13 protein-coding genes are annotated in these 12,415 nt (G+C 62.6%); 8 read left to right on the plus strand and 5 right to left on the minus strand.

What is annotated here, in order from left to right:
- On the plus strand, window positions 1–2,235 hold the full coding sequence (locus P7228_RS06600) for a GumC family protein (protein WP_278017418.1): 2,235 nt from the start codon (window positions 1–3) through the stop codon (window positions 2,233–2,235).
- 29 nt (window positions 2,236–2,264) lie between these two features.
- Window positions 2,265–3,455 (plus strand): hypothetical protein, encoded by a 1,191-nt coding sequence (locus tag P7228_RS06605; RefSeq protein WP_278017419.1) that lies wholly within the window; start codon window positions 2,265–2,267, stop codon window positions 3,453–3,455.
- Between the two features lie 76 nt (window positions 3,456–3,531).
- On the opposite strand, the gene fabI is transcribed toward P7228_RS06605, so the two are convergent.
- Genes fabI through P7228_RS06620 form a run of 3 tightly spaced genes read right to left on the minus strand, consistent with a single transcriptional unit; the run spans window position 3,532 to window position 6,358 of the window.
- A complete protein-coding gene (gene fabI, locus P7228_RS06610) occupies window positions 3,532–4,356 on the minus strand; it encodes an enoyl-ACP reductase FabI (RefSeq protein WP_278017420.1) in 825 nt (274 codons plus the stop codon).
- Window positions 4,357–4,368: 12 nt separating this feature from the next.
- A complete protein-coding gene (locus P7228_RS06615) occupies window positions 4,369–5,352 on the minus strand; it encodes a YihY/virulence factor BrkB family protein (RefSeq protein WP_278017421.1) in 984 nt (327 codons plus the stop codon).
- A gap of 46 nt (window positions 5,353–5,398) precedes the next feature.
- The gene (locus P7228_RS06620) at window positions 5,399–6,358 is read right to left on the minus strand and encodes a DnaJ C-terminal domain-containing protein (protein WP_278017422.1); all 960 of its coding nucleotides are present in this window, start codon (window positions 6,356–6,358) and stop codon (window positions 5,399–5,401) included.
- A 217-nt stretch (window positions 6,359–6,575) separates the two neighbouring features.
- Here P7228_RS06620 and pdxH point away from each other — a divergent pair, with 217 nt between their 5' ends.
- The 3 genes from pdxH to P7228_RS06635 are packed head-to-tail and all read left to right on the plus strand — an operon-like array spanning window position 6,576 to window position 8,919.
- Window positions 6,576–7,208, plus strand: coding sequence for a pyridoxamine 5'-phosphate oxidase (gene pdxH, locus P7228_RS06625; RefSeq protein ID WP_278017423.1), 633 nt, complete (start codon window positions 6,576–6,578; stop codon window positions 7,206–7,208).
- Entirely contained in the window at window positions 7,205–8,140 is a 936-nt protein-coding gene (locus P7228_RS06630) for a cation diffusion facilitator family transporter (RefSeq protein ID WP_278017424.1), read from the plus strand. Before pdxH ends, P7228_RS06630 begins: the two co-directional genes overlap by 4 nt.
- An 8-nt stretch (window positions 8,141–8,148) precedes the next feature.
- Complete coding sequence (locus P7228_RS06635) at window positions 8,149–8,919, plus strand: PhzF family phenazine biosynthesis protein (RefSeq protein WP_278017425.1); 771 nt, start codon at window positions 8,149–8,151, stop codon at window positions 8,917–8,919.
- Here P7228_RS06635 and P7228_RS06640 read toward each other — a convergent pair.
- Window positions 8,916–10,055 carry a serine hydrolase domain-containing protein gene (locus tag P7228_RS06640; protein ID WP_278017426.1) on the minus strand — a complete coding sequence of 380 codons (1,140 nt, stop codon included), beginning with the start codon at window positions 10,053–10,055 and terminating at the stop codon, window positions 8,916–8,918. The two genes, P7228_RS06635 and P7228_RS06640, sit on opposite strands and share 4 nt — an antisense overlap.
- 35 nt (window positions 10,056–10,090) lie before the next feature.
- Between P7228_RS06640 and P7228_RS06645 the strand changes: the two genes are divergently transcribed.
- Window positions 10,091–10,441, plus strand: coding sequence for a hypothetical protein (locus P7228_RS06645; protein WP_278017427.1), 351 nt, complete (start codon window positions 10,091–10,093; stop codon window positions 10,439–10,441).
- A gap of 7 nt (window positions 10,442–10,448) precedes the next feature.
- On the opposite strand, the gene mnmA is transcribed toward P7228_RS06645, so the two are convergent.
- Window positions 10,449–11,603, minus strand: a complete 1,155-nt coding sequence (gene mnmA, locus P7228_RS06650) for a tRNA 2-thiouridine(34) synthase MnmA (protein WP_278017428.1) — start codon at window positions 11,601–11,603, stop codon at window positions 10,449–10,451.
- Window positions 11,604–11,764: 161 nt separating this feature from the next.
- Between mnmA and P7228_RS06655 the strand changes: the two genes are divergently transcribed.
- Window positions 11,765–12,067, plus strand: coding sequence for a hypothetical protein (locus P7228_RS06655; protein WP_278017429.1), 303 nt, complete (start codon window positions 11,765–11,767; stop codon window positions 12,065–12,067).
- On the plus strand, window positions 12,068–12,367 hold the full coding sequence (sciP, locus tag P7228_RS06660) for a CtrA inhibitor SciP (protein WP_278017430.1): 300 nt from the start codon (window positions 12,068–12,070) through the stop codon (window positions 12,365–12,367).
- Window positions 12,368–12,415: the final 48 nt, after the last annotated feature.

Below are 12,415 nucleotides of genomic sequence, written 5' to 3' on the forward strand. Positions count from 1 at the left end.
ATGGTCGCTAACGAAATGAACGCAAATTATCAGAGCTTCGGTGATCCCATGGGACGTTCCGATGTCGCGTCGAATGGCGGTGACGAAGGTTTTCATCTCCCGCCAATACTCTTGCAGTATTGGTATACGGCGCTTCGCTGGCGGTGGCTGATGGCGGCCATCATCGCTGGATGCGTAGTTCTCGGTGTGATCATTACACTGTTGATGGCCCCTCTTTATACCGCAAAGACCCAAATCCAGATCGATCGGCAACAGAAGCAGATCACGAAGGTTGAGGGCATTGAGGCAGAAGGCGGCAGCCAAGATCTGGAGTTTTATGCTACCCAGTACACCTTGCTAAAGGCACGCCCTCTGGCCGAACGTGTTGCCTCTGATTTGCGACTCTACGAGAACCCAAGCTTCTTGGAGGCGCATGGGGTCGACCAGGAGGTTTTGGAGGACAATGACTCGGGCAAGTCTGAAGCGGAGCTCAGGGCGGAGAATCGGCGGCTTGTCGTCAACATTCTCCTTGATTCAGTTGAAATTTCTCCCATCCGCGCGTCAAAGCTTGTCGACATTAATTATACCAGTCGAGATCCGGCGCTTTCGACTAGTATTGCTAATCAATGGGCAACTGCCTTTATTGCGTTAAGCATTGATCGGCAGTTTGCATCCACTTCAGATGCGCGAAATTTCCTTGAAAGCCGCCTTGCTAATTTAAGGGAGCGCCTCGAAGAATCAGAGCGTCAAGTTGTCCTGTATGGCTCCGAGTCTGGCATCGTGGCATTGGATCAGATCAGAGATAGCAATGGAAGAGCGGTTGCGAACCGCACCTTGACCGGATCTTCACTTGAGCAGTTGGCCAATTCTCTCAACCAGGCCACTGCCGCGAGGATTGAGGCCGAAGCGCGTGCACGAAGCGCCGGTGACGCAACCTCTGAGTCAATATCGAGTCCGTCGCTGGGAAGCTTGCGCCAGCAGCGCGCGGCGATTGCCGCGCAGAACGCAAAGATGCTGGTGCAGTTCGCACCGGAGTACCCGGCAGCAATCGAACTAAGGGAGCAACTCGAAGCGCTGGATGCGGCAATTGCAGCCGAAACAAATCGCATCAAGAAAGCAAGGGCGCAGGAGTATGTAGAGGCGAGTAAGCGCGAGCGCGATCTTCAGGTGCAAGTGGATCGATTGAAGCAGGAACTGGATACTCAGAACCAGGCAAATATTCAGTACGCAATCTACCAACGAGAAGCAGATACCAATCGAGAGCTCTACGATGCGCTTCTCCAGCGATACAAGGAGATCGGCGTTGCCGGCACGGTAGGCGTCAACAATATCGCTATCATTGAGCCCGCTATTGAACCCAACGAACCATCATCTCCCAATTTGCTGATAAACCTCGTGGTATCGATTCTGCTGGGTGTCGGCGCAGCGGCCGCCACTGCCTTCGCCCTTGAACAAATTGACGAAGGCATCCGAGAACCTGGACAGGTTGAAGCTTTGCTCAAGCTACCATTGCTTGGCATAACACCGATGGTCGAAGGCGATCCGCGTGAAGAGTTAGCGGACGTGAAGTCCAACTTCTATGATGCGTACTTCTCGATTAGATCCAGCCTCGCATTCGCGACCAATCACGGGTTCCCCAAGTCCATCGCCGTTATCAGTACCCGCCCTGCAGAGGGCAAGAGTTCGACTGCAATGGCCTTGGCGACTGTGCTTGGAAGGACAGATCGTCGCGTTCTGCTCGTCGATGCGGACTTGAGGTCACCTTCGATCCACGGATTCTTCGATGCCAAGAACGATCGCGGCTTCAGCAACTATCTGGCAGGCGATGACGACTGGTCGCAGCTTGTCCAGGAGACTAACTCTAAGAACGTTTCAATTATTGCTGCAGGGCCAGTACCGCCAAGTGCAGCAGAACTCCTTAGCGGCGACCGATTGGATCAATTTGTCCGAGAAGGCTTGCTGAAGTTCGATCATATTGTCATCGACAGCCCGCCGGTACTTGGGATGACCGACGCGCCGCTGATCGCGCGCGCGGTGGAAGGCGTGGTCTACGTGGTCCAGTCTGCCGGAGCTGCGGCACGTGGCATCCGGGCTTCGGTCAAGCGCCTCAATATGGCCAACGCTCATATCTTTGGCGTGGTCCTCACCAAGATGGGAAGTGGATCGCGCGGTTACGGTTACGGCTACGGATATGGCTACGGATACGGTTACGGTGAGCGTTACGGTGAAGAAGAACAGGTTGCGAGGCGAGCGTGACAACGACTAGCGGAAGCGTGTTCGGACGATTGGTCCTCATTCTTCTGGCCGGCTTTGCGGCGTTCTCGGCTTATCAGTTTTCAAGGTTCTCCCACCTACGTGTCCAGAACCCGGTGCGAGCTCACGCGGAAAGGCCCGATGACGCTCTGGCTCTTGCAAAGGTTGTCGACAAGCGAGTCGCCGAAGCGCAGGAGATCCGGGTAAACGATTCTGAAAACATGCAGGCTCTTCGCTCGCTTGTGGCGTTTCCGCTCAGTCGATCGTCACTGAGAATTATCGGGTTTGGGTTCGCTGACGCGGGCGACCAGGCAAAAGCCGAAGAGGCGATGATACTGTCCAACCGAGTATCGCGACGCGACGCGTGGGCTCAGCTCTGGTTTATCGAGCAGGCAGCTAAGGTGGGTGACTACCAGGCGGCCGTCGACCATTATCATGCTGCACTATCCGTAAAACCGCGGCTCGAAGATGTTCTGATCCCTCCGTTGGTCCAGACACTATCAGAGCGCGAAGCGCGGCAGGCGATTAGGCCATATCTAGCTAGTCGCGCGCCTTGGTCACGAGCCTTTGTCGCTCATGCCTCCGCTAACGCGGATCCTGTTGATTTGCTCGATCTCATTGGGTCGAATGAAGATATATTCACTGTCGAAGAGAATGCCCAAGCGGCTACCACGCTCATCTACCGACTTGCCGCGATTGGCCGGTGGGACAAGGCAATGGCGCTTGCCAGCCGAATTTGGAGCGATTTCGGCGTTGATGAGTTTTCGGCGCCAGGGGTGACCCGGGCCTCGATCGATGAAAGGCTAGGCAGTCTCGCGTGGATGCTGGCGCGAGAGGGCGGCATCGATAGCAGGACTATGGAAGACGGTAAGGTCGAGGTCACCATGTCCCCCCTCTCACGCGGGATGATCATTGCGCGAGAATTTCCAGTCCGGCCAAATAGTGACTACCGGCTGTCCCAGCGGGTCAATTATTCAGGCAGTGGCGCCAAGCCTCGCCTCTGGTGGCAAGGCGAATGCATTGGCGAAGCGAATGGCAACCGAAAGTTGATTTGGGAGCAGCGCTTGCCGCAAGATCAAACGATTGGGACCTATAGTTCCGAGATCGAAGCCGACCAAAACTGCAATCTACTAAGAATCTCAATCCTTGGCGTCGGTCCCGAAAGTCAGCTCCCGGCGACCGTTATCTTGAGTAACATCGGCTTCGAGCCAATCACTCGTTAGCGAAACGCGGACACTCCATCGCCGGACAGAAGGGGGCCTTGATGCGAAATCGCAGTGACAGCTATCACACACCCCCTCACCCCAGCGCGATATCCGGCGCGTCTTCCTGCTTCATCCCGACTACGTGGTAGCCCCCATCGACATGGTGCGTCTCACCCGTCACGCCTGACGACAGGTCCGACAGGAAATACAGCCCCGATCCGCCGACATCGTCGATCGTGACGTTGCGGCGGAGCGGCGAATTGAGCTCGTTCCATTTGAGGATATAGCGGAAGTCGCCGATCCCGCTCGCCGCCAGCGTCTTGATCGGCCCGGCGCTGATCGCGTTCACGCGAATGCCCAGCGGCCCGAGATCGTTAGCGAGATATTTAACGCTGGTCTCGAGCGCGGCCTTGGCCACGCCCATGACATTGTAGTGCGGGATGACCTTCTCGGCCCCGTAATAGGTCAGTGTCAGGATCGAGCCGCCGCCTGTCCCGTCTTCCTGCAGCGGCGGCATCATTTCTGCAGCGCGCTGGGCCACCGCGACCAGCGAATAGGCCGAGATGTTCATCGTCATCAGGAAGTTGTCGAGACTGGTGTCGACATATTTGCCGCGCAGCTCGTTCTTGTCCGAAAAGCCGATCGCATGGACCACGAAGTCGAGGCGGTCCCAGCGCGCCTTGAGGTCGTCGAACGCCTGGTCGAGCGCCGCCATGTCGGACACATCGCATTCGATCAGGAAATCGCTGCCCAGCTGCTCGGCGAGCGGCCGCACGCGCTTCGCGAGTGCTTCGCCCTGGTAGGAAAAGGCGAGTTCCGCGCCTTCGTCCGCGAGCTTCTTGGCGATGCCCCAGGCGAGTGACTTGTCGTTGGCAAGGCCCATGATGAGCCCGCGTTTGCCCTGCATCAAACCGCCCATGCGGCTTCCTCCTTATGCTGCGTCACATGCTTCCTCGCCGCCGCCATCGGCCCCCTCCTCTTCGGGAGTGACCGCGAGCGCGGCGTTCAATTCGGCCCCGATAACCATTCCGAGGCCGACGAGCCAGAAAAAGAACAGCGCCACCATGATCCCGGCGATGCTGCCATAGGTCAGGCTGTAGGTGAAAAAATTGCGCAGGATTGGCGGCATCGCGCTGGTCACGGCGAGCCACCACAGCGTGATGAAGACCACCCCGGGCCACTTGGGATAGCGCCGTGCGCGATAGGCTGACGGCGTCAGCGTGTAGAACAGGAGATAGAGCGAGGCGAACAGCCCCAGCGTCGGCACCACGCGCGACAGGTGCAGCGCGCCCATCTGGTCAACGAGCTGCGGGAAATAGGCTTCGATCACCTCCTGCGCTGCCCCGATCAGGACCTGCGCGAACAGCGACAGGACCAGGAGGATGACGGCCGCCAGGGTGAAGCCCGCCGAGAACAGCCGATACTTCCAGAAGGCGTGGGTCGCCTGCGTCCCATAGGCACGGCGCAGGATGTCGCGGATCGTCTCGATCAGGCTGGAGACCGTCCACAGGGCCACGAAGGCACCTGCCCAAAGCAGCCAGCCGCTGCGCGCTGCCATCGCGTCCTGCGCGACCGGCGCGATGGTGTTGGCGACCGTCGGCGGCATGGCGACGACAATAGCGTCGATGATCGAGGATTCCTCGCCCTTGCTGCCGATCAGCGCGAACAGCGCAGAACCGAGGATGAAGAAGGGGAAGATCGCCAGCATCGCCAGATAGGCGAGGTTGCCGGCATGGATGAAGCCGTCGTTATAGGTGCCGACCAGCGTGCGCTTGACCACTTCGAAGGCGCGCGTGCCCGGCCCCATCGTGTCGATCACCCGGCCGCGCAGCGTCTTCGCCTCGCGGCGGCGCGCTTCGGGTGAGAGATAGTGAATCTGCCGCTCTTGCGGAGAGGGTAGGTCGATTTCGCTCATCGCTCCCCTTGCTTCGTGGCGGCGTCATGCCTGTGGAGCCCCGAAGTCAGAACCCCAGCTTACTACGCGGATTGCTGTCGTCCTGCCAACCTTCGAGCCGCTCGGCGAGTTCCGAGGTGTCTTTCGGCATCTGGATTTCGAGCGTGACCAACTGGTCACCGCGACCACCGCCCTTGGTGCTCCAGCCCTTGCCCTTGAGGCGCATCACGGTGCCGCCATTGGTGCCGGGCTTGATCGTCAGCATCACCGGGCCATCGGCGGTCGGGCATTTGATCTTGGCGCCGCCGAGCGCCTCGTCGAGCGTGATCGGCAAGTCCATGCGGATATTGTCGCCGTCGCGGCGGAAATAGGGGTGCCCGCCAACCTCGACCATGACGAGCCCGTCACCCTTGCCGCCCGGGCCGTCCTGCCCCTTGCCCTTGAGGCGCATCTGGGTGCCGTCCTCGACCCCGGCGGGAAGCTTAAGGTCGATCGTCTTGCCATCGGCTAGGGTGATGCGCTGGTCCTTGCGCGTCGCCGCGTCGACGAAGCTCACGGCCAGCCGATAATTGATATCGGCACCCTTGCGCGGGGGAGGGGGCGGACGACGCTGGCTACCGAAGCCGCCGCCCATGCCGGAAGATCGCCTGCCGCCGCCACCGAACAGGCCTTCGAACAGGTCGCCCAGGTCCATGTCGTCGCCGCCGCCGAAGCCCTGGAAATCCTCGGGGCGGAAACCGCGCTGGTTGCCGCGCGTGCCGCCGCCGCCAAAGCCGCCGCCCATTCCGGCAAAGGGATTGGCGGGATTGCCCTCGGCATCGATCTCGCCGCGGTCGAACTGGGCTCGCTTGTCCTTGTCAGACAAAAGGTCGTAGGCCCGGGTCACGTCGGAGAATTTCTCCGCCGCCTTGGGATTGTCCTTGTTTTTGTCAGGGTGCAGTTCCTTGGCGAGCTTGCGATAGGCGCTCTTGATCTCCGCCTCGGAGGCAGTGCGCGCTACGCCAAGGGTCTGGTACGGATCGGCCATAGTGAGTTAGCTAGGTAATGCACGGCCCGCGCGCAAGCGAATAGCTTTCCTACGATTGTTCAGGCGGGTAGGACTTGGCGCATGGTCGCCGCCCACCCATATTCGTGCCCGATCGCGCCGGGCCTGGCCCCAGCCCGATTGACCCCGCGCAATGCGGGCCCGATTTTCTCGTTCAGGACTGTGTTCCATGTGTTCCATCCTGTAGGACTTTGCCCATATGCCTGAACCGACCTCCGAAGAACTGGCCCGCCTCGACGAGAGCGAGATCCCCTCGAGCGATCCATTGGCAATTTTCGACGCGTGGTTTGCCGAAGCGCGCGCGGCCGAGCCCGGCGATGCCAATGCCATGGCGCTGGCGACCGCGACGCCCGATGGCGCGCCCTCGGTGCGGATGGTCCTGCTCAAGGGTCATGGGCCCGACGGCTTCACCTTCTACACCAATGCGCAAAGCAGGAAGGGCGAGGAAATCCGCGCCAACATGCAGGCGGCGCTGCTGTTTCACTGGAAGAGCCTGAGGCGGCAGATCCGCATCGAAGGCACGTTGGTCGAAGTGTCGAGCGAAGAGGCCGACGCCTATTTCCATTCGCGCCCCTTCGTCAGCCAGGTCGGTTCGGCCGCGAGCGACCAGTCGCACCCGCTCGATCACCGCTCGACCTATCTGAGGCGCGTCGAGCAGATCGAAGAAGCCTGCAAGAATGCCGGCGAGGTGCCGCGCCCGCCGCACTGGACTGGGTACACCCTCATGCCGCGGGCGATCGAGTTCTGGCGCGACCGGGCCAACCGCCTGCACGACCGCCGGCGCTTTACGCGCGACGCTGACGGCTGGCAGGATACGCTGCTCTACCCATGAGTGCGATCCATCTCGATCAACGTTCCTCGCTCAACCGCGGTGCAGCGATCGCTTCGATCGCGACTGCGATCCTGCTGGTCGGTCTCAAGACCTGGGCCGCCTGGCGCACCGGCTCGACCGCCATGCTCGGCAGCCTCGCCGATTCGGCGCTCGACCTCATCGCCAGCCTCGCCACGCTGATCGGCGTGTGGATCGCCGCCATGCCCGCCGATGAAGACCACCGCTTCGGCCATGGCAAGGCGGAAGCGCTCGCCGCGATCTTCCAGGTCATGCTGATCGCCGTTTCGGCGGCGGGAATCGGCTATCGCGGGATCGATCGCCTGATCAACGGGGTGCAGACCGAAGCGGCGGCGGAAGGCATCGGCGTATCGGCGATCGCCATCGTCGCCACGCTCGCGCTGCTGACCTGGCAGCGCTACGTGATCCGGCGCACCGGCAGCCTCGCGATCAAGACCGACAACGTCCATTACCAGTCCGACCTGCTGCTCAATCTGGCGGTGATCGCCGCGCTGGTGCTCGACCAGTACCTGGGCATCGCGCAGGCGGACCCGCTGTTCGGCATCGGCATCGCGGCCTGGCTCGCCTGGGGCGCGTGGCATGCTGCCAGCGAGGCGGTCGATCACCTGATGGACAAGGAGTGGCCCGACGAGAAGCGCGACGCCTTCCTCGAAGTGCTCTCGCGCCATCCCGACATTCGCGGGGTGCATGATTTGCGCACTCGCACCAGCGGCTCGGACGATTTCGTCCAGTTCCACATGGCGGTCGACCGCGATCTCACGATCGTCCAGGTCCACGATCTGATGGACGAGGTCGAGGCACGGCTCGAGAAGGAGTTCCCGGGGGTCGAGGTGCTGATCCACCCCGATCCCAAGGGGCTCGTCAATGAAGAGGGCGTCGCCGCCGAGGAATTGCTGCCCGACCGGGCCGGCTGAGCAGCGGCGTGGCACATCCGCATCGCCAGATCGACGTGTTCGTTGGCCCGGGAGCGCGCGGCAATCCTGCGGGTGTAGTCGTACTGCATGCCCCGCTTGCCGAGGCGGAGATGCAGGCGCAGGCACGGCAGCTCGGCCTTCCGGCGACCGCCTTCGTGGCGTCGGAACCACATGGCGGAGCGCACGACATCCGCTGGTTCGCACCCCAACGAGAGATCGCGCTTTGTGGCCATGGTGCGCTTGCGGCCGGGTCCGTGCTGCTGTCTCAGGGCGCGCGCTCGGTTATCTTGCGTTCGGGCGAGGGCCGCTTGCTTGAAGTTCGACGGGCCGACGGCGATGGCGGATTTGCGCTGGCCTTGTCGGGCATCCCGACTAAGCCGCGCGCGCAGCCCGAGATACCGGCGATGCTCGGCGCGCAGCCGCTCGAAACGCTTTGGAACGAGCGGGGCTATGCGCTCGCCATCTTCGCCAGCGCCGCGGATGTACGTTCGCTGGCGCCGGACTTGGAAGCTGCGCATGCACTTGGAACCGTGCAGGTCATCGCCACGGCACGGTCGAAGGAGGAAGGCTACGATATTGTCAGCCGGGTGTTCTCGGGCGGCAAGGAAGACGCTGCGACCGGCTCGGCCCACGCCGTCCTCGCGACTTATTGGTGCGAACGGCTGGGGTGCGATTCGCTCACAGCCTATCAGGCGAGTGCGCGCGGAGGGCGCCTGTCCTGCCGGCTTGACGGCGAGCGCGTGTGGATCGGCGGCGCGCTGCGCGAGGCGGGCAGTTAGCGCTCGGGGTAGAGTTCGAGCACGTCGGCCATTTCGCCCTTCAGTACGCTGCGTTGCGCGGAATCCGAATGACCCAGCCGGACCAGCGTCACGCGCTGGCTTGGCGAGACCCAGACAAACTGGCCCATGTGGCCGCTAAGGCCAAACAGGCTTGCGGGCGCCCGATCCGGGATCAATGTGTGGGTCACGTCCGAACCAGGCTGGCGGAACTCGCGGTTGAGCCAGGTCTGGAACCCGTATTGCGGTGATCGCGGACTCGGCGTGATCATCAGCTCGATCCACTTGCGCGGGACAAGCTGTTCGCCGCCCGGCGCGCGCCCCTTGCGCCGCAGCATCTCGCCCAGCTTCGCCCAGTCGCGCGCGGTGCCGTGGATCAGGCTGCCGCCCACTAGCGTGCCCGAGGCGTCGAACTCGGGGACCATGCTGTCCATCCCGAGCGGTCCGAACAGCCGCGCCTCGAGATAATCGGCCACCGCCTTGCGCCGGACGTCCGGATCCTTGCTGTCGGTCAGAACCCGCGCCGCGATATCGGCCAGGATCACGCTGGTGTTGGAGGAGTATTCGAACTTCGCGCCCGGCTCGGCCTCGAGCGGCTGTTCTTCCGCCCAGCGCGCCATATCGTCGCGCCCATCGAGGAACAGCATGCGCACCTCGTCCGATTCATATGGCGGGTCGCCCGATTCGGTGTGGCGCAGGCCCGAGCGCATCTGGAGCAGGTGGCGCAGGGTGATCTCGCCGCGGGCATCCCCGGGCCGCTGCCATTGGGGAATGGGCGCGCTCTCGTCGAGCCGGAGCCTCCCGTCAGCAACCAGCATGCCGATCATGACCGCGGTCACCGTCTTGGCCATCGACCAGCTGACAAAGCGGGTCTCGGGCCCGTAGCCTTGCGCATAGCGTTCGGCCGCGATCTTGCCGTCGGCCATCACTATGATCGCGCGGGTTTCGCCCAGCCCCTCCGTCGTGAAAAGCTCATCGACCTGGCGTGCGAGATCTTCGGTCGGAGCGCCGGCATCACTGGCCACTGCGGCGAGCGCTTCCTCGGACAGCGGCGGTTCGGCGGGCGGTGCATCGCCGCATCCAAACAGGGCTGGCAGCAGGGCAAGTGTGGCGATAGTGGAGGGCGACCGCATTTTCATGGCCGCCTCCCTCGCGCAAGGAATCACGATTCGCAATGGCTAAAGCCCGTACCCGTAGTGCCGCCCCCCGCTCGAGCCGGGGACCGTGGATCGCACTGGTGATACTCACGATCCTGGCCGCCGCGGCGTGGTACTATCGCGCGCCCGCCACCGGCTATGCCAATGCCGCGACCGCCTATTCCGCGCGGGTCGCCTGTTCGTGCCGCTTCGTTGCCGGGCGCAGCCTCGAGGATTGCAAGAAGGACAAGATCGCGGGGATGGAACTGGTCACCCTGGTCGACGATCCGCAGGCCAGGAGCGTCACCGCTCGCTTTCCCCTGATCTCCTCCGATACGGCCACCTACCGCAAGGGCTATGGCTGCGTGCTGCAGAAATGGGATAGCTAGCGCGCGCTTACGCGGCGCTTTCGGTTGCGTCGATCCAGCCACCGCCGACGACCCGGTTTCCGGCATAGATCACCGCCGCCTGGCCCGGCGCAACGCCATATTCCGGTTCGGCGAAGCGGATTGTCGTCGTCGCGCCTTCGCCCAACGGACCCTCGAGCGTGACGGGCGCGGGCTTGGCAAGGCTGCGAACCTTTGCGGTTAGTTGCACATCAGGGAGCGGCCCAATACGGTTGGTTTCGATGATCGTGGCTGCCTGGGTTGCAAGCATGCGCTTGGGGCCGACCCGCACTTCGCCCGCTTCGGCATCGAGCCCGACCACATAGAGCGGTTCGGGCTGTCCCCCGATCTCGAGCCCGCGACGCTGGCCGACAGTGTAGTGGACGATGCCCTTGTGCTCGCCCAGTGTCTCGCCGCTCTGGGCATGGACGATCGCGCCCGGCCTCCCGCCTTCGGGCCGCAGCTTCTTGACGATCTTGGCGTAGTCACCGTCGGGCACGAAACAGATGTCCTGGCTGTCAGGCTTCGCCGCATTGCGCAGCCCTGCTTCCTCGGCCAGCCGCCGCACCTCGGTCTTGGGCAGGCCGCCCAAGGGAAAACGCAGATAGTCGAGCTGGTCCTCGGTCGTCGCATAGAGGAAGTAGGACTGGTCGCGCGAAAGATCCTCGGCGCGGTGCAGTTCGGGCCCTGCCGCACCCATCACGCGGCGGACATAGTGCCCTGTTGCCAGACAATCTGCGCCCAGTTCCCGCGCCATGCGGAACAGATCCGTGAACTTTGGCCCCATATTGCAGCGAATACAGGGTACGGGGGTGCGTCCGGCTAGGTACTCGTCGGCGAACTGCTCGACCACTTCTTCGCGAAAGGCGCTCTCGTGGTCGAACACGTAATGCGCAATGCCGAGACGATCGGCGACCTGCCGCGCGTCGTGGATATCGTCGCCCGCGCAGCAGGCGCCCTTGCGGCCCGTCGCTGCGCCATAATCATAGAGCTGGAGCGTGATACCGATCACTTCGGCTCCACTGGCCGCCGCGAGCGCCGCCACCACCGACGAATCGACCCCCCCGCTCATCGCCACGACGATGCGGCTTTCGCCCGCCGGCTTGGGCAGGTCGAACAGGGCCGCGGCATCGAGCCCGGCGGAAAAGATCGGCATGTCGGTCATGGACGGGCGGCCCTTACACGCGCCGCGCGCCCATATCCAGAGGCAAGCGCGCCGAGAGTGAACCCGCGTGAACGCTCACTCCGCGACCCCGGCTTATTACTAAGGCCGGGTAAATTGCGGATTTACCGTATGTTGAGGTGCGCGGATGTAGAACGCCTCTCATGTTCGAAGGAAACCCCATCTCAGCGGCTTCGATTCCGCATGGCGACGGTACCGCGCTCAGGGCGATCGGCTGGAGCGAGCTCACCGCTCGCATCAACGCCGCACGCGACCTGCGCCAGGTTCTGCGGCGGGACAGTGCGACTTTCGTTGCCAGTTTCGGCGATGCTGCCGCAGGCTTCTTTGCCGAGCTGGGGGATGGAAAACAGGCTGTTAACCTTGATGCTTTAGGGCATTGCAAATCTACCCGGCGCATGGACGTCGATAGCGAAGGTGACGCGGCAACAGGCGACCGAGAGAAATAGATGATCGAAAACCAAAACATTCGACCTGCACAGGTTATCGGCCCGCTCGGGGAGCCGTTGACGATCGCCGACCTTCCGTCGCCGAACACCAAGCGGTGGGTGGTGCGGCGCAAGGCCGAGGTCGTTGCAGCCGTTAACGGTGGGCTGCTGACGATCGACGAAGTGCTCGAGCGCTACAATCTGACGCTCGAAGAATTCGCTTCGTGGCAGCGTGCGGTCGACCGTTCGGGCATGCAGGGCCTGCGTGTCACGCGTATCCAGCACTACCGCGACCTCTACGAGCGCCAGCTCAAGTACTGATACAAGAAATTCTTGAGAAGCGTTGAAGCGGCGCGCCCTTGGGCGGCT

The organism is Altererythrobacter sp. CAU 1644, from assembly GCF_029623755.1.
GTDB classification, from domain to species: domain Bacteria; phylum Pseudomonadota; class Alphaproteobacteria; order Sphingomonadales; family Sphingomonadaceae; genus Erythrobacter; species Erythrobacter arenosus.